Here is a 21,078-nt window from a genome sequence, read left to right as displayed (position 1 = left end):
GCACGGTCAAAGGAAAAAAGCCGTCATCCGCCCTTAGGGATCCCGATCCGGGGTAAGGTTTACCCGCCGACCGGAATGGTGCGATATCGATCCTGCTGCCGTTCGATCGAGAATGGCTCGGCCTTGCCGCCGGGCAGATCGGCCAACCGGCTGGCGAAATCCTCGTCCACCTGACGCGCCCACATCTCGGCATAGACGCCGCCACGGGCGAGCAATTCCTCTTGCGTGCCGCGTTCGATGACCTGACCCTCCTCCATCACCAGGATCTGGTCGGCGTCGGCAATGGTCGACAGGCGGTGGGCGATGACGATCACGCTGCGCCCCTGCCCCATTTCGGCCAGGCTTTCCTGGATCGAACGTTCGGTCTGGCTGTCAAGCGCGCTGGTCGCCTCGTCCAGGATCAGGATCGGCGGATTCTTCAACAGGGTGCGGGCGATGCCGACGCGCTGCTTCTCGCCGCCCGAGAGCTTCAGGCCGCGCTCGCCCACCTTGGTTTCATAGCCGTCAGGCAGACGGCTGATGAAATCATGGATGCGAGCGGCCCTGGCGGCGGCGATGATCTCTGCCTCGGTGGCGTTATCCTTGCCATAGGCGATGTTGTAGCGGATCGTATCGTTGAAAAGCACGGTGTCCTGCGGCACGACGCCGATCTTGGCATGAAGGCTGGTCTGCGTCACATCGCGCAAGTCTTGCCCATCAATGCGGATCGCCCCCGCGCTGACATCATAGAAGCGGAACAGAAGCCGCCCGATGGTGGATTTTCCGCTGCCTGAATGGCCGACCAGCGCCAGTTTCTGGCCGGGCTTCACTGTGAAGCTCAGCCCTTTCAGGATCTCCCGCGCGGGTTCATAGGCGAAACGGACATCGTCAAACGTGATCTCCCCGACCGTAACCTGCAAGGGTTTGGCATCGGGCGCATCGACCACTTCGGCAGGCTGGCCCAGCAGGCCGAACATCTCGCCCATATCGACCAGGGCCTGACGAATCTCGCGATAGACCGTGCCAAGAAAACCCAGGGGCATGGTGATCTGGATCATATAGGCATTGACCATGACGAAATCGCCCACCGTAAGCGTGCCCGCCATCACCCCGCGCGCCGCCATGACCATGACGATCACAAGTCCCGTCGTGATCAGGAAGGCCTGGCCCGCATTCAGCGCTGACAGCGACAGGCCGGTCTTGACCGCCGCCCGCTCATAGCGCTGCATCGCCATGTCATAGCGCGCCGCTTCCCGCGCTTCGGCGTTGAAATACTTGACGGTTTCATAGTTCAGCAGGCTGTCGATGGCCTTCTGGTTGGCGTCAGTGTCCTGATCGTTCATCTCGCGCCGGATTTTCACCCGCCACTCCGTCACTTTGAACGTGTAGGTGACATAAAGCGCGATGGTGACGACGACGACCGCCGAGTATTGCCAGCCGAAGACCACGGCAAAGATGATCGAGACCAGGGTCAGCTCAAGGATCAGCGGTCCGATCGAAAACAGCATGAAGCGTAGCAGGAAGTCGACACCCTTCACACCGCGCTCGATGATCCGGCTCAGGCCCCCGGTTTTGCGCGTGATGTGATAGCGCAGTGACAATTCGTGGATATGGCTGAAGGTCTCCAGCGCCAGTTGCCGCAGCGCCCGCTGTCCCACGCGCACGAAGACCGCATCGCGCATCTCGCCAAAGACCACCGCGCCCAGCCGTGCAAGGCCATAGGCCACGGTCAGCCCGACGGCGCCATAGATCAGAACCCAGCCCGGGTCGGTGCCGGTCTCGGAACTGAGCGAATCCACCGCGAGCTTGTAAAGATAGGGCGTGACGATCGAGACCGCCTTGGCCGCGATGAGGAAGAGCATCGCATAGATGACCCGGCGCTTCACCCAGGGATGCGCCTCCGGCCAGAGATAGGGCAGCACCCTAAGGATGGTCTGCATCCCGCTTGACGGTTTATCAGGCATATCGGCAGAGGTCGCGGTCGAACGGCGCATTTCGGTCCTGATCGGGGGCTAAGGCAGACACGGCACGGTTGCCTTGCGCGACCGGACGGGCTACAACATTTCAACGATACATGAATAGTTGAACGATGGACCGAAGTAAAGCCCTCGCCGCCCTGTCCGCCCTGTCTCACGGGGATCGGCTGGATCTTGTCCGCCTGCTGGTGCGGCAGGGCGATGACGGCATGGCCGCAGGAGAGATCGCGCGCAGCCTTGGCCTTTCGGCCTCGCGCCTGTCCTTCCACCTCTCTGCGCTGGAACAGGGCGGGCTGATCGGCGCCCGGCGCGAAGGGCGCAATGTGATCTATTCGATCGATGCCGGTGGTCTTGGCCGGATCATCGCCTACCTGCTGAACGACTGCTGCATGGAACATCCCGAAGTGATGGCCTGCTGCCGCCGCAGCGAAGGGCACGAATCCCCGCGCCTGCGTCCAAGGGGCTTCGAAATGCCCACCGACGCTAATTCCCGGTCGGAATCGTGAAGATCTGGCCGGGATAGATCAGATCCGGGTCGCGGATCGCCTCTTTGTTGGCCTCATAGACCTGCACGTAGCGGATGCCCTCGCCCATCTGTCCCTCGGCGATGGCCCAGAGCGTATTGCCCGGCTGGACCGTGACCGTCACCACCGGCGGCGCTGACGGAGCGGCAGGCGCCGCGTCGGCAGCGGGCGCAGCGGCCGGAGACGGGCCGGTTCCCGACCCGGCCATATCCGCGCCGGGCGCCGCTGGCGGCTCGGCGGCATCCGGCGATGCGGCAGCCTCAGGCGCCTCGGCCACAACCGCAGGCGCGGCAGAATCCTCGGCGCCTGGCGCTTCGGCAAGAGGCGTGGCTTCCGGTGTCGCGGCGGGTGGCGCTTCTGCGGGATCGGCATTCGCTTCAGCCCCAGCCTCCGGCGCGGGTTCCGGCGCGGCGGCAGGAGCCTCTGCCACCGCCTCTTGCGCCGGTTCAGGCGGGACGGCGGGTTCGGCGGTCGCGTCCGCCTCAGCCCCCGACGCTTCGCCGGACACGGCAGCCCCGGGCGCCTCTCCTGCCGCCGCCGCCAGCGCCTCCAGCGTTTCGCGCTTGAACGGGGTCTCGAAGCGCGAAGTCACCAGCCCCATATCATCGACCTGATCGGCACGCAGCGTGTAGACACCGGGCGCGGTCTCGGCGAGCGTCGCCAGCCACTTACCACTGTCGGGCACGGCCACATCTTGGATCGGCTTGTTGTCGAGGTAAAGCCGCACCACGGCCCCCGGTTCGGCGGACCCGCCCAGTTGCACCGCGCCGGCAGCCGTATAGGAAATGGTCTCGATCGTCACCGCCGCGACCTCGCCCGGCGCGGCGGGTTCGGAAGTGGATGGCACCGCAGGGTCGTGTAAGACCGTTGCGCCCTCTTCCGTCAGCATGAGCGCTGCGGGCGCTTCGGCGTCCGGTACGGCCGCCGCACCATCGGATGCGGCAGGGGCCTCGGCGGTTGCCGAAGCAGCGGGCGTCGCCGCAGCACTGGGCGGCGCGGCAATCGGGCCAAGCGCGACGGTCTGGGTCGAGACGATTTCGGTGCCATTCTCCAACACCATGACCAGCGACATCAGGCTGGGCGCCGGGTTCGGCGCAAGCGTGGCGACGACCGCGAACTCTCCACCACGCGAAGCGGTCGTCTCCGCCACGGCCAACCCATCGACCAGTACCTTCACCAGCGCCCTGGGCTCTGCCGTACCCGCGATGGTCGCCCCACCATCCGGGCCGACCAGCCAGGTCCCGATCTGCGGCGGCGCGGGCTGTGTCTCGGTGGGGGTTGCGGCGCTTTCGGCAAGGGTCGGAGCGGCCGATGGGGACACCGAAGGGGCTGCGGCAACTTCGGCCGTGGTCTGGCTTGCCACCGGGGCCGAAGCCCCCTGTTCCGGTGCCGGTTCGGGCCTGGTCGCGTCGAAGACCAGCCAACCGATCCCCGCGATGACCACAGCCCCCGCACCCACGATCCCCGCCCGCGCGCCCGCGCCGAGAGAACCCCATCCCACCATCGCGTTCCCTTCCCATCCCCGCTGCGGTTCTTGGCCCCTGCCGCAGCTTACATCCTGCAAGGAACCCCGATATCAGGGCACAAGGCAACAGGAATCGGGACATTCGCATGACCACGCATTCGATCTGCGTCTTCTGTGGCTCGCGGCCCGGCCGCAACGCCGCCCATGTCGTTGCGGCCGCTGGGCTTGGCCGCGAAATCGCGACACGCGGCTGGCGGCTGGTCTATGGCGCAGGCGATGTGGGTCTGATGGGCGAAGTCGCGCGCGCGGCGCAGACCGCTGGCGCCGCGACATTCGGCGTCATCCCGACACATCTGGTTCGGGCCGAAGTCGGCAAGCGCGACCTGACAACCTATGTCGTCACCGAAGACATGCATGAGCGCAAGAAGGTGATGTACATGAACTCGGACGCGATCGTCGTCCTGCCCGGCGGTGCGGGCAGTCTGGACGAGTTCTTCGAAGTGCTGACCTGGGCGCAGATCGGGCTGCATGGCAAGCCGATCATCCTTCTGGATCAGGACGGCTATTGGCAGCCGCTGCTGGCGCTGATCGACCATATCATTGCTGAGGGCTTCGCCGCGCCGACCCTGAAAGACCTGTTCTCCTCGGCCCCCGATCTGCCCGGCCTTATGAGCCAACTCGAGGCGGCGCTGGACTAAGACAGCGCTGGACCAAAGCGCGCTCCTTCGTCCAGGGACCGACACGCGCGGTCAATGCGGTCCCCATCCAGAAAAGCAAAAGGCCCCGCGTTCGCCGCAGGGCCTTTCCTGTATTCTTGTCGCAAGGCTTACAGCTTGGCCGCCACGGCTTCCCAGTTGACCAGCTTGTCGAGGAAGTTGGTCAGGTAGGCCGGGCGCTTGTTGCGGAAGTCGATGTAGTAGGAATGCTCCCACACGTCGCAGCCCAGAAGCGCGGTCTGGCCGAAGCACAGCGGGTTCACGCCATTCTCGGTTTTGGTGATCTTCAGGCTGCCGTCCTTGTCCTTGACCAGCCAGGCCCAACCCGAGCCGAACTGGCCCGCGCCAGCGGCGCCGAAGTCTTCCTTGAACTTGGCGACCGAGCCGAAAGCCTCGGTGATCGCCTTTTCCAGCGCGCCGGGCATCTTCTTCTCGCCCGGTCCCATCACTTCCCAGAACAGGTTGTGGTTCCAGTGCTGCGAGGCGTTGTTGAAGATACCGCTCTGCGCCACCGCGCCGGCCTGGTAGGTGCCCTTGACGATGTCCTCAAGCGACTTGCTTTCCCATTCGGTACCGGCGATCAGCTTGTTGCCATTGTCAACATAGGCCTTGTGATGAATATCGTGGTGGAATTCCAGCGTCTCCTTGGACATGCCAAGCGGCGCCAGCGCGTCATGGGCATAGGGAAGATCGGGAAGGGTGAAGGCCATGGTCCTGCTCCTGTTCGGATGATGGGCTGAGGGTGAATAAGGGCCTTCACAGGGCCAAGGTCAACCCTGCAAGCGCCGCTGCACGGGTTAACCTTCAACTGAGATACAGGTTCCCGCCGAGCAACCGCCGCACCGTGGCCGCTGGTCGCCGCCCGATCAGGCCTTCACCTTCTGGCATTTGCCATTCGCGTTGAACTGGTTGCTATATCCGGCCGGATTGGCCGAGAATGTGGCCTGAAGATCGGCCTTCATCACTGTCAGCCGGTAAACCATCGTGGTGTATTGCATCGACCGATTGCGAATCTTTACCTTCCACATAAAGGTCGTGCGTTTGGCATTGTCGGTTTCGATCGTGACCGGCTGCGGTCCGCCAAGAAATTTCTGCAACACCCCGTCGACCGCCACGGCCTCGCCTTTTTCGGGATCATGCGTCACATAGGTTTCCGGGGGAATCCAAGTGTTTACCTCGCCTGTTTGCGTCTTGCATTTGTAAACGACGGGCTGGGCGAAAACCGGGGTTGCGAAAGAGGCAACCAGCAACAGGGCAAACAAGCGACGCAAGGACATGGGGCTACCTTTCACAACTGGCCTGGAACCGACCATTGGAAAGTCCGGCGATTCCGTCAAGCGGTTCATTGCCGCTTGACGTCTGCTTGAAGAAAACCCGTTCCGTCAACCCAATTCCGATCCCGGTTGGGCGGAATGGCTCAGGAGCCCCATCACATAGCCCGCGACCGAACGGAAGGCGACGACTGTATAGCCGCCCTCCGCCGCCCAGAACGCCGCCGCGGCCTGTGCCAGACGCGAGCGGCGCAATTCGCCCGGTGCCAGCGCGTCCAGATCGGCGGGCGTCAGCTTGCGCAATACCTGATCGGCCTTGGCACCAGCGACATGGAAGACGCAGCGGGCATCCGAGACATCGGCGGCCAGGAAATGCTGGCCCTTCAGCCCCGCCTCCAGCGCGGCCATCGCGGTTGCGACTTGGGCATAGGGCAGGATCAGCAGATATTCGTCCGGGCTCATCCAGCCGACGCCACGGCCACCGGAGGCAGGGCCATCCCAGACCATCTGCCGCGCGGCGGGCAGGCTCAGGCCCACCGCCGCCTTCACGGCCTTATCAAGCCCCTTGGTGCCCGGCTTGGCCCGCAGCGTGATCATGCCCCAGGGACCAAGCTCGCGCACCGCGGCGAAACCGTCATAGCTGGCGCCACCCAGCGCCGAGACCGGATCAGACATCCTGCTTCTCCCCCTTGGGATCGTAGAAGACCGGGTTCACCACCCGCGCCTTGACCGTGCCGCCCCCTTCGGCGGTGAACTCCACCACTTCGCCCATCCGCGCCGGACCCTTGTACAACAGGCCCATGGCGATGCCCTTGCCCAGGGTCGGCGAATGATAGGTCGAGGTGACCCGGCCCTGCACATTGCGCTGGCCATTGGCGTTCATCCCCGCCGCCGGAACATAGGCCCCATCGGCGATGACCGACCCGTCCAGCGTCTCGAAGCCCACCAGCTTCCAGCGGTCGGGGCTGGCCAGATAGGTTCGCTCCTGCCCGCGCTTGCCGAGGTAATCGGCCTTCTTCTTCGAGATCGCCCAGTCGAGGCCCAGATCCTGCGGGATCACCGTGCCATCGGTTTCGTCGCCGATCATGATGAAGCCCTTCTCGGCCCGCATCACATGCATCGCCTCGGTGCCATAGGGCGCCACGCCATGCGCCGCGCCCGCCGCCAGAAGCTTGTCCCAAAGCGCGCGGCCATGGCTGGCCGGGACCGCGATCTCATAGGACAATTCGCCCGAGAAGGAGATGCGGTGGACCCGCACCGGCACGCCATCCAGCTGGCCTTCCACGAAAGTCATGAAGGGCAGCGCCTCTTTCGACACATCAATGCCCCCCAGCGCCTCCAGCACCAGCCGCGCCTTCGGTCCGGCCACCGCGATCTGGGCATATTGCTCGGTCACATTGGCGGTGAAGACCTTCCAGTCCCACCATTCGCATTGCAGCCAGTCTTCCATCCAGCCGTGAATGCGGTCCGCCCCGCCCGAGGTGGTGTGGCAAAGCCAGGTATCCTCGGCCAGACGCACGACGACGCCGTCGTCCGACAGGAAGCCCTGCTCGTTGCACATCAGCCCGTAACGGCATTTGCCGACCGGCAGCGAGGACATGACATTGGTGTAAAGCATGTCGAGGAAGCGGCCCGCATCCGGCCCCTTGACGATGATCTTGCCCAGGGTCGAGGCGTCCAGCAGCCCGGCATTCTGCCGCACGTTCAGGATTTCCCGGTGCACGGCCTGGGCATGGGTCTCGCCCGAGCGCGGATAGCAATAGGGCCGACGCCACAGGCCCACCGGTTCCAGATAGGCCCCCTGCGCCTCGTGCCACCCTTGGATCGGCGTGCGGCGCAGCGGTTGGAAAATATCGCCCCGCGCTTCGCCCGCCAGCGCGCCCAGCGTCACGGGCGTATAGGGCGGGCGGAAGGTGGTGGTGCCGACGGCGGGAATGTCTTCGGCCCGCGCCCCGGCCAGAATGGCCAGACCGTTGATGTTCGACAGTTTGCCCTGATCGGTCGCCATGCCCAGCGTCGTATAGCGCTTGGTATGCTCGACGCTTTCATAGCCTTCGCGCGCGGCAAGCTGCACGTCGCTGACCTTCACGTCATTCTGGTAGTCGAGCCACATCTTCGCCTTCAGCGCCGGACCCGCGCCCTGCGGCATGATCCAGACCGGCTCCATCGGCGCCTCTTCGACCGCCTCGCCACGGCCAAGCGGCGAGGTGCCCCCTTTGCGCCCCAGCGCCTTGACCGCGGCAAGCCCGGTCTCGACAGCATCGGCCAGGGCCTCGGCCCCCGTCATCGCGCCATTGGCGGCACCGGCGGCCAGAACCATCGCGCTGCCGTCATGAGTCAGCGGCGGGCGGGCCGGATCGGGGCGGAACATCGCGTGCTTGCGATCCCAGGTCAGCTTGCCGCCGCAATGGCTCCACAGGTGGACGACAGGGGACCAGCCGCCCGACATGGCGACAGCGTCACAGGCAATCTCTTCCAGAACCGCGCCCTCTCCGGCCTGCAGGCCGAGGGCGACACCGGTCACACGCTTGCCGCCCTTGACCTTGATCACGGCCTTGCCCGCATGGATCGGGATGCCCAGGGCGCGCGCCTTGGCGGGCAGCGCCCCAGTGACCTGCACGCGCGCGTCGATCACTGCGGCGACCTCAAGCCCGGCCTCCTTCAGAGCGATCGCCGTGCGATAGGCATCGTCATTATTGGTCACCACAACCGTGCGATCGCCCGGCGAGACCGCCCAGTTCACCACATAGTCGCGCACCGCGCCCGCCAGCATCACGCCCGGCAGGTCATTGCCCGCGAAAGACAAGGGCCGCTCGATCGCGCCAGTCGCGGCGACGATCTTGGCCGCCCGAATGCGCCAGAGGCGCTTCTTCGGCCGACCGTCGCCCGGCGTATGGTCCGCGATCCGCTCTTCGGCCAGCACATAGCCGTGGTCATAGACCCCCGCCGCCATGCAGCGTGCCTTGAGCGTCACATTCTCCATCGTGCCAAGAGCTTGAAGCGTGGAGTTGATCCAGGCTTCCGCCGGGGCGCCATCGATCACATCCCCATCGACCGGCGCGCGGCCGCCCCAATGCGGCGATTGCTCGAGCACCATCACCTTCGCACCCGAGGCCGCGGCAACCCGCGCCGCCTGCAGACCCGCGATGCCACCGCCCACGACCAGCAGGTCGCAATGGGCATAGGCCTGTTCATAGCGGTCGGCATCGGCCTCGGTCGGGGCCTTGCCCAGACCGGCCGAGCGGCGGATGACGGGCTCGAAGACATGTTTCCAGAACGCACGCGGATGGATGAAGGTCTTGTAATAGAAACCCGCAGGCAGGAAGCGCGCGGCATAGTTGTTCAACACTCCCACGTCGAAGTCCAGGCTGGGGAAGTGGTTCTGGCTCGCCGCCGCCAGCCCGTCGAACAATTCCGTCGTGGTGCTGCGCTGGTTCGGCTCGAACCGGCCGCCCGCGCCCATGTTGACCAGCGCGTTCGGCTCTTCCGCACCGCTGGCGACGATGCCGCGCGGGCGGTGATACTTGAAGCTGCGCCCGACAAGCATCTGGTCATTGGCCAAGAGGGCCGCCGCCAGCGTATCGCCCCGGAAGCCACGCATGCGCTTGCCGTTGAAGGTGAAATCCATCGCGGCGCTGCGGTCGATCAACCGCCCGCCCTTTGCCAGACGCGTGCTCATTTCCAGCCCTTCCACTCTGGCCGTTTCGCCTTGATCTTCTCTATCAGTTCGGCAGGCGGTTCGGAGACCTGCGCCGGGTAGGTGCCGAACACCTCGAGCGTGGCCGTACAACGCGCCGCCAGGAACCACTTGCCGCAGCCATAGGCATGGCGCCAGCGTTCGAAATGCACGCCCTTGGGGTTCTTGCGGGCGAACATGTAATCCTCGAACTCTTCAGGCGAAGAGCCCGGACCGAAGCGTTTCAGATGGGCCTCGCCGCCGGGCGCCAGCTCGGTCTCCTCGGCCTTCACCCCGCAACAGGGGCATTCCAGGATCAGCATGGGCGGACCTCCGTCGGTGCGGTTTGGACATGGAAAAGGGCGGGCAGCCGAAGCCACCCGCCCGAAAGCGCGGAAACGCTATGAATCGTCAGATCAGTTGCTGGCCGGCGGAGCGGCAGGTTCGGTGCCGCCGTCGGCCGGGGCAGCTTCAGGAGCGGCCGGAGCGGTCTCGACAGGAGCCGCAGCATCTGGCGCCGGAGCGGTTTCAACCGGGGCAGCGGCGTCGGGTGCAGCCGGGGCTTCGATGGTGACATTGTTGGTGTCAGTCGGTGCGGTGCCGCTCGGCGCGGGGGCATCGGCGCCCGAGAGGACGGCCCAGACGATGACAAGAATGGCAACCGCAAGGGCGCCAAGGATGAAGGCCGTCGAACCGCCGCTGGACGAGGTGCTCGGCACTTCGCGGACGGTGTCACGGACATAGGTGTTGTGGTTCGTATGGTCGGACATGTGACTGTCTCCGTGCAGAATGACATCTGCACCACCAACACCTGCCCGTCCGAACGGTTCCCGCAGGCCCGCCGCATGGCAGATATCCGCCGAAACCCGCGCATCAGTGGGCCACACCCGCCGCGACGGATTCGTCGATGAACTGGCCTTCCTTGAAGCGCCACATGCTGAATTCCGCCGCCAGCGGCCCAGGTTCGCCCCGCGCCATCAGATCGGCCATCGCCCAGCCCGAACCCGGGATCGCCTTGAACCCGCCCGTGCCCCAGCCGCAATCGATGAAGCAATTGCCCAGCGGCGTCTTCGAGATCAGGGGCGACCGATCGCCGGTCATGTCGACGATCCCGCCCCATTGCCGCAGCATCTTGAGGCGGCTGATCATCGGGAAAGTCTCGATCAGCGCGCGCAGGGTTTCCTCGATATGATGCCATGACCCGCGCTGGGTGAAATTGTTGAACCCGTCCGTGCCGCCGCCAATGACAAGTTCACCCTTGTCGGATTGCGACATATAGCCATGCACCGTGTTGGCCATGACCACCACGTCAAGGCAGGGCTTGATCGGCTCCGACACCATGGCTTGCAATGCCACCGCCTCGAGCGGCAGGCGGAAGCCCGCCATTTCGGCCAATTGGCCCGAATGGCCCGCGACCACGATACCCAGCTTCTTGCAGCCGATATAGCCCCTGGTCGTGTCGACCCCGGTGACCACGCCGTTTTCCGAGGTCACGCCCTTGACCTCGCAATTCTGGATGATGTCCATGCCCATATCGGAGCAGGCCCGCGCATAGCCCCAGGCCACCGCGTCATGCCGCGCCGTGCCGCCCCGCGCCTGATACAGCGCGCCAAGCACCGGATAGCGCGGCCCCTCAATATTCATGATCGGGACAAGCTGCTTGACCCGCTTTGCATCGATCCATTCGGTCGCGACGCCTTGCAGGGTATTGGCATGGACCGTGCGCTGATAGCCGCGCACCTCATGATGGGTCTGTGCCAGCATCAGAAGGCCGCGCGGGCTGAACATCACGTTATAGTTCAGATCCTGGCTCAGCGTCTCGTACAGCTGAAGCGCCTTGTCATAGATCGCGGCCGAAGGATCCTGCAGATAGTTCGAGCGGATGATCGTGGTGTTGCGGCCAGTATTGCCGCCGCCCAGCCAGCCTTTTTCGAGGATCGCGACATTCTTGATGCCGTGGTTCTTGCCCAGGTAATAGGCCGTCGCCAGACCATGGCCACCCGCCCCCACGATAATCGCGTCATAGTGCTTCTTCGGCTCGGGGCTGCGCCAAGCGCGCTCCCAGCCGGTGTGATAGCGCATGGCCTCGCGGGCGATGGCAAAAACCGAATAGCGCTTCATCCTGAAACCTCCGGGTCGCTGAGGGACGCGGGCGGCCGCGTCTTGGGACAGAGTCGCGAACCGCGCCCCTGCCTGCCCTGTCATGGAACGGGACCTGTTTATAACCCGGCCTTGGCGCGGCACAATCGGGATAAATGCGACATGACCCGCTCTGGTCCGACATCGGCTGGTATCCCCCACGGGCCTGCGGCGAATGGGCCCTTTTGCTGACGGCCTGCAGCCTATAGATCAGGGCGGAACCGGGGCCGCGAGGGCAGGACGATGGAAAACATGGCCTTCTGGTCGATCGCCGCGCTTCTGTCTCTGGGCGTTGCCGCGCTGTTGATCGCGTCCAGTCTGCGCGCCCGTGCCGCAGCGACGGCAGGGACCGCCGACCAAACCGGCCGCGCCCAGGATATCCAGGTCTATCGAGATCAATTGGCCGAGGTGGATCGCGATCTTGCCCGCGGCACGCTGGATGCCTCTGAAGCGCAGCGCACCCGCACCGAAATCGCCCGCCGCCTGCTCGAAGCCGACCGCAAGCAAGGCACGACTGCGGCCACTGGCGCTGCGGGCGGCTGGATCGCGGCCGGCCTGATCGCGCTGGCCGTGGCGGGGGCGGTCGTGCTGTACAACCGCATCGGCCTGCCCGGCTATCCCGACCTGCCCATCGCCGAACGTCTGGCCGAGGCCGACGCCGCGATGCAAACCCGGCCCAGCCAGGCCGACTGGGTCGCCCGCCTGCCCGCCCCCGCCCTGCCCCAGCCCGATGCCGAATTCACAGCGCTGATGGAGAAGCTGCGCGACGCCGTCGACCCCGCCACCGCGACCGATCTGCGCGGCCTCGATCTCCTCGCGCGAAACGAAGCGGCGCTTGGCAATTTTGATGCCGCCCTCGCGGCGCAGACCCGGCTGATCGCGGTCAAGGCCGACAAGGCCAGCGCCGATGACCATGCCGCCCTTGCCGAAATCCTGATCACCCAGGCCCAGGGCTATGTCAGCCCTGAGGCCGAGCAGCAGCTGTTCCGTGCGCTCCAGATCGATCCGAAGAACGGCCTCGCCCGCTATTATGCCGGGCTGATGTTCAGCCAGGGTGGCCGCTTCGACCGCGCGATGGCGTTGTGGGGCCCCCTGCTGGAGGACAGCGCTGCCGATGCGCCCTGGCTTGGCCCGCTGCGTGCCCAGATCGAAGAGGTCGCGAGTCTGGCGGGCATTCCCTTCTCCCTCCCCCCCCTGAAGGGTCCCACGGGCGCGGATGTCGCCGCCGCGCAGGACATGAGCGCCGAAGACCGTCAGGCGATGATCGAGGGCATGGTGCAGCAGCTCGCTGACCGCCTTGCCACCCAGGGCGGAAGGCCGGAAGAATACGCCCAGCTCATCACCGCTCAGACCGCACTTGGCCGCATGGACGAAGCCAAGGCCACGCTGGCCAAGGCCCGCGAGATATTTGCCGGCCAGCAAGGACCGCTCGCGACGCTCAACGAGGCCGCGCTTGCCGCCGGGATCGCACCGTGATCTGCGCCGGGCTGGAAGATCTTGCCCCCCTCCTGCCGCGCGCGGGCGCGCTGGCCGGGCTGGACTTGGGCGAGAAGACCATCGGCGTCGCCCTGTCGGACCTGCGTCGCTCGGTCGCCACGCCCGCGACCGTCATTCGCCGGGTGAAATTCACCCAGGATGCCGCCGCACTTCTGGAAATTCTGACCACGCGCGAGGTCTGCGGCATCATCCTTGGCCTGCCCCTGAACATGGATGGCAGCGAAGGTCCGCGCGTGCAATCGACCCGCGCCTTTGCCCGCAATCTGGAAAAACTCTCGCCCCTGCCGATCACCTATTGGGATGAACGCCTCTCGACCGTCGCGGCGGAACGGGCGCTCCTAGAGGCGGATACGTCGCGCAAACGTCGCAAAGAGGTGATTGACGCCGTGGCGGCGGGCTACATTCTGCAAGGCGCGCTGGATCGGCTGGCGCGGATGGATGAGGATCGGGCCGGATCGTGAAGGACGATATCTGGAAGCGCGACGAGGTGCAGAGCCCCTGCATCAAGCTGTGCGTGGTCCATCCCGAAGCCCGCATCTGCGTCGGCTGCCACCGCAGCCTCGATGAGATCGCGCGCTGGTCGCAGATGACCTCTGACGAACGCATCGCCGTGATGACCCAGTTGCCGGCCCGCAAATCGCAGCTGACCCAACGCCGCGGGGGAAGGGCCGCCCGTCTGGAACGGCGTGACGGCTGATCCGCTGGGGTCTCCGCGCGCCCTGAAATCCCTCCGCACAGGATGAAGCTCATGGCGCTTCGTCATGCCTAACGCCTCTCCACAGAGCGTCCGGCCTTACAGGAAGACCTTGCGCAGCATGTTCAGCGCGACCAGCGTCAGGAAGACCGCGAAGGCGCGCTTCAGGGGCTTGGGGTTCATCGCATGGGCCAGCTTCACCCCCCAGGGCGTGGTCAGCAGCGTCGTTCCGATCACCACCAGAAAGGCCGGCCCGTTCACCGCCCCCAGCGTATAGGGCGGCGCGCCTTCGGCCGGCACCAGCAGGAAGCCCGCCACCGCGGGCACCGCGATCAGGACGCCGAAGCCCGAGGCCGTGGCGACCGCCCGATGGATCGGCATCGAGAACAGCGTCATCAGCGGCACGCCGAACGTGCCGCCGCCAATCCCCATCATCGCCGAGCAGAAGCCGACGGCCGAAGCCAGGGCCCCGCGCAAGGGCTCGCCCGGCATCGCGGCGCCCAGACGCGCGCTGTCCCGGCCAAAGGCCATCCAAAGCCCGGCAAGACCCGCCAGCACGCCGAACACCGCCTGCAAGGCCTGCGACGACACGCGCGCCGCGACAAACACACCGATCGCGGCCGAAATCACCAGCCACGGCCCCCAGCTTTTCAACACAGCCCAGTCGACCGCGCCCTTCCGGTTGTGCGAGGCGACAGATCGCAACGAGGTGACGACGATCGTGGCCAGCGATGTCGCGACGCAGACCTGCATGATCTGGCCGCCGCCATACCCCAGCGCGTCAAAACAGTAGAAGAAGGCGGGCACCAGAACGATGCCGCCGCCGACCCCCAGCAGGCCGCCGACCACGCCCGCGAATCCGCCGATCGCGACAAGGGCAAGGATCATCTGCCAATGGGACAGGATTTCGGCCATGGTCTGCGCTCCGCGTCTTGGGTCGGGCGCCTTAAAGCCGATGAGGACGGCAAAGGCCAGAGCCGGCGCGTCTCGGGCCGTCAGGCCGCTTCTGCCGCACCCTCGATGCGGGCCAGCGCCGCAAGAAGCTCTGCCACACCCGCATCCTCGCGCGTGCCCTCGGTCGACAGAACCTGCCGCCAGCCGCGGGCACCGGGCAGGCCATGGAACAGGCCCAGCATGTGCCGGGTGATCTGATGCAGCCGTCCGCCAGCCGCCAGATGGGCCTCGACATAGGGGATCATCGCGCGCACCACATCGATCCGCGTAGGCGCATGGTCCAGCCCCCAAAGCCTGTCCGCGCCGATCAGGACAGCGCCCGGATCGTGATAGGCGGCCCGGCCCAGCATCACCCCGTCCAGGCCCGAGGACAACAACTCGCGCACCTGCGCAAGCGAGGTCACGCCGCCATTGAGACAGATCGTCAGCTCGGGAAACTGCCGCTTCATCGCCAGAACCAGCGGATAATCCAGCGGCGGGATCTCGCGGTTCTCTTTCGGCGACAGGCCCTGGAGCCAGGCTTTGCGGGCATGGATCACCACATGGCGCACCCCTGCCGCGACCATGGCCTCAAGAAACTGCGGCAGGGCCTCTTCGGGGTTCTGATCGTCGACCCCGATCCGGCATTTCACCGTCACCGGCACATCGGCCTGATCCTGCATCGCCTTCACGCAATCGGCCACAAGCCGCGGTTGCTGCATCAGCACCGCGCCGAAACAGCCGGACTGCACCCGGTCCGACGGACATCCGCAATTCAGGTTCACCTCGTCATAGCGCCAGTCCCGCGCGATGCGCACGGCTTGCGCAAGATCAACCGGATCAGACCCGCCCAGTTGCAGCGCGACCGGATGTTCGGCAGCGCTATAGTCCAGCAACCGCGGTTTCGGCCCGTGCAGAACGGCGGGCGCGGTGACCATTTCGGTGTACAACATCGCCCGGTGCGTCATCAGCCGGTGGAAATACCGGCAATGACGATCGGTCCAGTCCATCATCGGGGCGACGGAAAGGCGATGACTGTCGACGATCGGCGTCACGGGGGCGGACCTCGGGGTCAGGGAAGGCGGACTGCCTAGCGCAAACCCCGCGGAATTTCCAGCCCGGCAGAAATTATCGGTCGTCATGTCCTTGTTACAAATCTGCAAGGCTCACGTCACAGAACCGTCCTATCCCCTGCCCCAGGCCGACTCGCCGGCCCTGACACCCAGGAGTGATCCATGAAATCCGTGAAATTCACCGTCTCGGCGCTTGCGCTCGTGGCCGCTGCCACCGCCGCCGAGGCCCGCGACCAGATCCAGATCACCGGTTCCTCGACCGTGCTGCCCTATGCCACGATCGTCGCCGAAGCCTTTGGCGAGAACTTCGACTTCCCCAGCCCCGTCGTCGAAGGTGGCGGTTCAGGCGCCGGCCGCAAGAAGCTTTGCGAAGGCGTGGGCGAAAACACGGTCGACATCGCGAACTCCTCGTCGCGCATCTCGCAATCGGACATCGATCTGTGCAAATCCAATGGCGTGGACGAGATCATGGAAGTCCGCATCGGCTATGACGGCATCGTCTTCGCTTCGGATGTGAACGGCGCAGACTTCGCCTTCACCCCCGCCGATATCTACGCAGCCCTCGGCGCCAAGGTCGCCAAGGATGGCGCTCTGGTCGACAATGCCGCTGCCACCTGGGCCGACGTGAACGCGGCCCTGCCGGCCCAGAACATCCTGATGTTCATCCCCGGCACCAAGCACGGCACCCGTGAAGTTTTCGACCAGAAGGTGCTGGAAGCCGGCTGCGAGGCCACCGGCGCGCTGGATCTGTTCAAGGCGACAGCCGAAGGCGCGGACGACAAGGAAAAAACCTCTGCGGCCAAGAAGATGTGCCTTGAGCTGCGCAAGGACGGCAAGTCGGTCGATATCGACGGCGACTATACCGAGACCCTGGCGCGTCTGGATGCTGACAAGAATGCCGTCGGCGTCTTCGGCCTGGCCTTCTATCAGAACAATACCGACAAGCTGAAAGTCGCGACCATGTCGGGCGTCGTTCCCTCGGTCGAGGCGATCGCCTCGGGCGACTACCCGGTCTCGCGCCCGCTCTACTTCTACGTCAAGAAGGCGCATCTGGGCGTGATCCCCGGCCTGAAGGAATACATCGAGTTCTTCGTGTCGGATGACATGGCTGGCCCGGAAGGCCCGCTTGCGGCCTACGGCCTTGTCTCGGACCCGGAACTGGCGGCGACCCAGGCGGCGGTTGCGGCGGAAACCCCGATGGGCCCGCTGCAATAAGCGTCCCGACACTCCCTGTCGGAAAGGGCGTCCCTTGCGGGCGCCCTTCTTCTTTTGCGGGATCGCTATGGCGCTGGCGCGATCCGGCAACCGGCTGCGCATTGCGCCCCTGACCCGCAGCCCCCGACGCCGCGCCGATCCGCTGTCACGAAGATGCGTCGGCATCGCTTCGCGTCTTGGGGAATCTCCTCCCGGCCTTGCCCCTTCGCGCCCCTTCAGGCCCATCGAGGCGGCAGCCGGCGGCGGAAGACCTCCCGTCAGGCGGCCAGTCCCGGCGTGTCGCCTGCACGGCTTGTCTCTGGCGCAGCGTCTGCGGTCGGGGCTGCCACCGAAGGGACAGAAGACTCAGCCCGGGGCGGCGCGGGCGCAGCGCTTGCACCTGTCGCGCTACGCCGCCGCTCCGCGGCGATACGCTGCAGGCAAAGCGCCACGCCAATATCCTCGCGCGCCCAAAGACGCAGCGCGCACTCCAGGCCCACCGGCACGACATCGGAGCCCTGCACTCCTGGCTCCTGGCCCGGATCTGATCCGGCGCGGCTCCGTCGCCGGGGACCGGCCCGCGACGATCCATCACTGCAATGATGAAGGTCGCGGCCCTGCATTGCTTGCTTGGCCTCCGCGTTGCAACGATGCGCAAGGACCATGATCGCGTAGATGCGATGCTCCCACCAGGCAAGCACTGCGTCGCGCCAGGCATTGCGGTCGCGAAAATGCCAGTAGAAGGACCCTTTCGATACGCCCAGAGATCGCGCCACCGCTTCAACGCGAAATCCGGGTGCCCCGCGTGTTGCCAGCGCCGCCGCCCCGGCCGCGATCCAGTCTTCCCGCCCGAGTTGCCGCACCAATCGCATTTCCGGCCCTTTCGATCAGCTGTGCCAGACCCAAGGGCCGATCTTGACCTGATAGACCTTGCGGCAAGGTTAACCGCTTGCCGTCCACCCGCGCCCGTGCTCGTACGGACCGGCCGCACGTATGGCCCATACGATGGTATGGTCCCTCCGGCAGAAGGGACCAGCCAAACCTGGTCTGGCCGGGCTGGCGTGACGCGAAGGCAGGGCAGTGCGAGTTGTGCCCTCCTGCCGCGCAGCGGGCGCCAAAGGGACAAACGCCCTGAAAATCCCTTGCAATGCTTGAAGCCCGCGCTGGCCTCGTCTAAGCAGAAACTGGGACAATCAGGTCCTTTTCGGGGACGGTATGCGCATTCTCATCACCAATGACGACGGCATCAACGCGCCGGGCCTGCAAGTGATCGAGGAAATCGCCACTGCCATCGCCGGGCCCAAGGGCGAGGTCTGGACCGTCGCCCCCGCCTTTGAGCAATCGGGCGTCGGGCATTGCATCAGCTACACCCATCCGATGATGATCGCCCAGCTTGGCCCGCGCCGCTATGCCGCCGAGGGCAGCCCGGCCGATTGCGTCCTGGCCGCGATCTATGACGTGTTGCAGGGCGCCAAGCCCGATCTGGTGCTTTCGGGCGTCAACCGCGGCAACAATGCCGGCGAGAACGTGCTGTATTCGGGCACGATCGGCGGCGCGATGGAAGCCGCGCTGCAAGGCATCCCGGCCATCGCCCTGTCGCAATTCATGGGGCGGGAAACCGATGCCCTGGACGACCCGTTCGAGGCCGCCCGCGCCCATGGCACAGGAGTCGTGCGCCGCCTGCTCGACCATGGCCTGTGGACCAATGACGACTACCGGCTTTTTTACAATGTCAACTTTCCGCCCATCGCCGCCGCCGCCGTCACCGGGATGGCCGTCGCGCCGCAGGGCTTCCGCCGCGACAGTTCCTTCTCGGTCGAGCCGCATATCTCGCCCTCGGGACGCAAGTTCCTGTGGATCAAGGGCGGCCCGCAGCACAGCCCCACCCTGCCCGGCACGGATGTGGCGGCAAATCTTGAAGGCAAGATCGCCATCACCCCCATGCGCGCCGATCTCACCGCGCATGACCTGATCGGCGATCTGCGGGAAAGGCTTGCATGACCGGCCCCGCAGGCGAGGACCACGGGCGGGATGACGATCTGCCGGCCACGCTGGCCGAGCGAAAGATGCGTTTCCTCTTCGCGCTGCGCTCGCGCGGGGTGACCGATGCCCGTGTGCTGACCGCGATGGAAAAGGTCGATCGCGGCCGCTTCGTTCGTGGCATCTTCGCCGCCCGCGCCTATGAGGACATGCCGCTGCCCATCGCCTGCGGCCAGACCATCAGCCAGCCTTCGGTGGTCGGGCTGATGACCCAGGCGCTGAACATTGGCCCCCGCGATACCGTGCTCGAGATCGGCACCGGATCTGGCTATCAGGCCGCGATCCTTGCCCAGCTTGCGCGCAGGGTCTATACGGTCGACCGGTGGAAACGCCTGGTGCGCGAGGCGCAAGAGACGTTTTCCGCCCTGGGTCTGGTCAACGTGACCGCGATGACGACCGATGGCTCCTTCGGCCTTCCCGATCAGGCGCCCTTCGATCGCATCCTGGTGACCGCCGCCGCCGAAGACCCCCCTGGGCCTTTGTTGCAGCAATTGAAGCCCGGCGGAATCATGGTCTTGCCGGTCGGCCAGTCGGACGCGGTGCAGCATCTGATCAAAGTGACCCGCACCGAACGCGGTTTCGACTATGACGAACTTCGTCCGGTGCGCTTCGTTCCTCTGGTCGAAGGGCTGGGGAATGAGTAGACTCAACGCAACGCCGGGGCCAACCCGGGCGGCTGACAAGGGCAAGAGGCGGACCAGATGACGATTTCCCCCGTATTCCCGGGCACCCGAACCCAAGGCCAGGCGGCGCGGCTGCCCAGGCTCGTGCTGGCCGTATCGGTCCTGACGCTGGCCGCGGCCTGCGTCAATGGCGGCAACAACAAGTTCGACTGGGATCTGCGCGGTGGCGCGGGCAATACATCGGAAGAGGTGCGCCAGGCCACCGCCTCACGCCCCGTCGCCGATGCCAATGGCATCCTCTCCTATCCCGGCTATCAACTGGCCGAGGCGCGGCGCGGCGAAACCGTCGCCAGCCTGGCCGCGCGGTTGAGCTTGAACCCGGCCGAGGTTGCCCGGGCCAATGCCTTGCAGGTCAATGATCCGCTGCGCGCGGGCGAGTTGCTCTTGCTGCCAAGCCGCGTCTCTGCCGCCCCGCAACCCGTCGCGGGCGCCGCCGCCGGGCCGGTCGACATCACCGCCATCGCGACCACGGCGCTTGACAGCGTCGGCAGTGGCGCGCCCGCCGCTTCGCCCGCAGCCGCCGGCGGCGGCAAAGAGCCGGTCCGCCACACGGTCGCGCGCGGCGAGACCGCCTTCACCATCGCGCGGGCCTACAATGTCTCGGCCAAGGCGCTGGCCGAATGGAACGGGCTCGACGCCGATCTGACGGTGCGCGAAGGTCAGACCCTGATAATTCCGGTCGCCACCGCCCCGGCCCCGAACCCCGAGCCGGTGCCGACCCAACCCGGCGCCGGCAGCCCCACGCCCGAGCCGCCCTCGGCCAAGGAACCCCTGCCCGACGAAAAGACCCAGCCCGCGGCACAGAAGCCCAAGGACACACCAGCCTCGCCCGATCTGGGCAAGCAGGCGACCGGCGCTTCTGCAACGCGGCTCGCCATGCCGGCGCAGGGTTCGATCATCCGCGGCTATGACAAGAAAAAGAACCAGGGCATCGACATCGGCGCCGCAGCGGGTTCAGCCGTCGTCGCCGCCGAGGGCGGCACCGTCGCCGCGATCACCAAGGATACCGAGCAGGTGCAGATCGTGGTGATCCGCCATGCCGACAACCTGCTGACGGTCTATGCCGGGGTCGATGGGCTGACGGTCAAGAAGGGCGACAACGTCAAACGCGGCCAGAAGATCGGCGTGGTACGCGCGGCAAGCCCGTCCTTCCTGCATTTCGAGGTGCGCAAGGGTGTCGACAGCCTCGACCCGATGACCTTCCTGAAATGAGGCTTT

21 protein-coding genes are annotated in these 21,078 nt (G+C 65.9%); 9 read left to right on the top strand and 12 right to left on the bottom strand.

The window, feature by feature from the left end:
• Window positions 1–59: 59 nt before the first annotated feature.
• Entirely contained in the window at window positions 60–1,973 is a 1,914-nt protein-coding gene (locus tag ACED67_RS01920) for an ABCB family ABC transporter ATP-binding protein/permease (RefSeq protein ID WP_395539823.1), read from the bottom strand.
• A 95-nt stretch (window positions 1,974–2,068) separates the two neighbouring features.
• Here ACED67_RS01920 and ACED67_RS01915 point away from each other — a divergent pair, with 95 nt between their 5' ends.
• Window positions 2,069–2,461 (top strand): ArsR/SmtB family transcription factor, encoded by a 393-nt coding sequence (locus tag ACED67_RS01915; protein ID WP_395539821.1) that lies wholly within the window; start codon window positions 2,069–2,071, stop codon window positions 2,459–2,461.
• Here the strand turns inward: ACED67_RS01915 and ACED67_RS01910 are convergent.
• Window positions 2,439–3,983 (bottom strand): LysM peptidoglycan-binding domain-containing protein, encoded by a 1,545-nt coding sequence (locus tag ACED67_RS01910; protein ID WP_395539820.1) that lies wholly within the window; start codon window positions 3,981–3,983, stop codon window positions 2,439–2,441. The genes ACED67_RS01915 and ACED67_RS01910 overlap by 23 nt on opposite strands.
• 107 nt (window positions 3,984–4,090) lie before the next feature.
• Here ACED67_RS01910 and ACED67_RS01905 point away from each other — a divergent pair, with 107 nt between their 5' ends.
• A complete protein-coding gene (locus ACED67_RS01905) occupies window positions 4,091–4,642 on the top strand; it encodes an LOG family protein (RefSeq protein ID WP_395539818.1) in 552 nt (183 codons plus the stop codon).
• A 128-nt stretch (window positions 4,643–4,770) separates the two neighbouring features.
• On the opposite strand, the gene ACED67_RS01900 is transcribed toward ACED67_RS01905, so the two are convergent.
• From ACED67_RS01900 to ACED67_RS01870, 7 genes are all read right to left on the bottom strand, one after another.
• Entirely contained in the window at window positions 4,771–5,370 is a 600-nt protein-coding gene (locus tag ACED67_RS01900; RefSeq protein WP_395539816.1) for a superoxide dismutase, read from the bottom strand.
• A gap of 156 nt (window positions 5,371–5,526) precedes the next feature.
• Window positions 5,527–6,006, bottom strand: a complete 480-nt coding sequence (locus ACED67_RS01895; protein WP_395539814.1) for a hypothetical protein — start codon at window positions 6,004–6,006, stop codon at window positions 5,527–5,529.
• Between the two features lie 36 nt (window positions 6,007–6,042).
• Complete coding sequence (locus ACED67_RS01890; protein WP_395539812.1) at window positions 6,043–6,606, bottom strand: sarcosine oxidase subunit gamma; 564 nt, start codon at window positions 6,604–6,606, stop codon at window positions 6,043–6,045.
• Complete coding sequence (locus ACED67_RS01885; RefSeq protein ID WP_395539810.1) at window positions 6,599–9,610, bottom strand: sarcosine oxidase subunit alpha family protein; 3,012 nt, start codon at window positions 9,608–9,610, stop codon at window positions 6,599–6,601. The genes ACED67_RS01890 and ACED67_RS01885 overlap by 8 nt, the downstream gene beginning before the upstream one ends.
• Window positions 9,607–9,930, bottom strand: a complete 324-nt coding sequence (locus tag ACED67_RS01880) for a sarcosine oxidase subunit delta (protein WP_395539808.1) — start codon at window positions 9,928–9,930, stop codon at window positions 9,607–9,609. The genes ACED67_RS01885 and ACED67_RS01880 overlap by 4 nt, the downstream gene beginning before the upstream one ends.
• 93 nt (window positions 9,931–10,023) lie before the next feature.
• Window positions 10,024–10,377 carry a hypothetical protein gene (locus ACED67_RS01875; RefSeq protein WP_395539806.1) on the bottom strand — a complete coding sequence of 118 codons (354 nt, stop codon included), beginning with the start codon at window positions 10,375–10,377 and terminating at the stop codon, window positions 10,024–10,026.
• 103 nt (window positions 10,378–10,480) lie between these two features.
• Window positions 10,481–11,728, bottom strand: coding sequence for a sarcosine oxidase subunit beta family protein (locus tag ACED67_RS01870; protein WP_395539805.1), 1,248 nt, complete (start codon window positions 11,726–11,728; stop codon window positions 10,481–10,483).
• Between the two features lie 261 nt (window positions 11,729–11,989).
• On the opposite strand from ACED67_RS01870, the gene ccmI reads away from it, so the two are divergent.
• From ccmI to ACED67_RS01855, 3 genes are read left to right on the top strand one after another with little or no spacing between them, the layout of a single operon-like run.
• Complete coding sequence (gene ccmI, locus ACED67_RS01865; RefSeq protein ID WP_395539804.1) at window positions 11,990–13,222, top strand: c-type cytochrome biogenesis protein CcmI; 1,233 nt, start codon at window positions 11,990–11,992, stop codon at window positions 13,220–13,222.
• Window positions 13,219–13,704, top strand: a complete 486-nt coding sequence (gene ruvX / locus ACED67_RS01860) for a Holliday junction resolvase RuvX (RefSeq protein ID WP_395539802.1) — start codon at window positions 13,219–13,221, stop codon at window positions 13,702–13,704. The genes ccmI and ruvX overlap by 4 nt, the downstream gene beginning before the upstream one ends.
• Complete coding sequence (locus tag ACED67_RS01855; RefSeq protein WP_395539800.1) at window positions 13,701–13,940, top strand: DUF1289 domain-containing protein; 240 nt, start codon at window positions 13,701–13,703, stop codon at window positions 13,938–13,940. The genes ruvX and ACED67_RS01855 overlap by 4 nt, the downstream gene beginning before the upstream one ends.
• Window positions 13,941–14,036: 96 nt before the next feature.
• On the opposite strand, the gene ACED67_RS01850 is transcribed toward ACED67_RS01855, so the two are convergent.
• The gene (locus tag ACED67_RS01850; RefSeq protein ID WP_395539798.1) at window positions 14,037–14,852 is read right to left on the bottom strand and encodes a sulfite exporter TauE/SafE family protein; all 816 of its coding nucleotides are present in this window, start codon (window positions 14,850–14,852) and stop codon (window positions 14,037–14,039) included.
• A gap of 80 nt (window positions 14,853–14,932) precedes the next feature.
• Window positions 14,933–15,925, bottom strand: coding sequence for a tRNA dihydrouridine(20/20a) synthase DusA (gene dusA / locus ACED67_RS01845; RefSeq protein ID WP_395539796.1), 993 nt, complete (start codon window positions 15,923–15,925; stop codon window positions 14,933–14,935).
• Window positions 15,926–16,105: 180 nt separating this feature from the next.
• Between dusA and ACED67_RS01840 the strand changes: the two genes are divergently transcribed.
• The gene (locus ACED67_RS01840; RefSeq protein WP_395539794.1) at window positions 16,106–17,158 is read left to right on the top strand and encodes a PstS family phosphate ABC transporter substrate-binding protein; all 1,053 of its coding nucleotides are present in this window, start codon (window positions 16,106–16,108) and stop codon (window positions 17,156–17,158) included.
• A gap of 257 nt (window positions 17,159–17,415) precedes the next feature.
• Here ACED67_RS01840 and ACED67_RS01835 read toward each other — a convergent pair whose 3' ends face one another.
• On the bottom strand, window positions 17,416–18,009 hold the full coding sequence (locus ACED67_RS01835) for a TetR family transcriptional regulator (RefSeq protein WP_395539792.1): 594 nt from the start codon (window positions 18,007–18,009) through the stop codon (window positions 17,416–17,418).
• Window positions 18,010–18,352: 343 nt separating this feature from the next.
• On the opposite strand from ACED67_RS01835, the gene surE reads away from it, so the two are divergent.
• The 3 genes from surE to ACED67_RS01820 are packed head-to-tail and all read left to right on the top strand — an operon-like array spanning window position 18,353 to window position 21,072.
• Complete coding sequence (gene surE / locus ACED67_RS01830; RefSeq protein WP_395539790.1) at window positions 18,353–19,138, top strand: 5'/3'-nucleotidase SurE; 786 nt, start codon at window positions 18,353–18,355, stop codon at window positions 19,136–19,138.
• Window positions 19,135–19,821 carry a protein-L-isoaspartate(D-aspartate) O-methyltransferase gene (locus tag ACED67_RS01825; RefSeq protein WP_395539789.1) on the top strand — a complete coding sequence of 229 codons (687 nt, stop codon included), beginning with the start codon at window positions 19,135–19,137 and terminating at the stop codon, window positions 19,819–19,821. Before surE ends, ACED67_RS01825 begins: the two co-directional genes overlap by 4 nt.
• Before the next feature lie 57 nt (window positions 19,822–19,878).
• Window positions 19,879–21,072 carry a peptidoglycan DD-metalloendopeptidase family protein gene (locus ACED67_RS01820; protein ID WP_395539787.1) on the top strand — a complete coding sequence of 398 codons (1,194 nt, stop codon included), beginning with the start codon at window positions 19,879–19,881 and terminating at the stop codon, window positions 21,070–21,072.
• Window positions 21,073–21,078: the final 6 nt, after the last annotated feature.

The organism is Neotabrizicola paludis, from assembly GCF_044142105.1.
Classification (GTDB): domain Bacteria; phylum Pseudomonadota; class Alphaproteobacteria; order Rhodobacterales; family Rhodobacteraceae; genus Pseudogemmobacter.
This window is presented reverse-complemented; position numbering and strand designations above follow the sequence as displayed.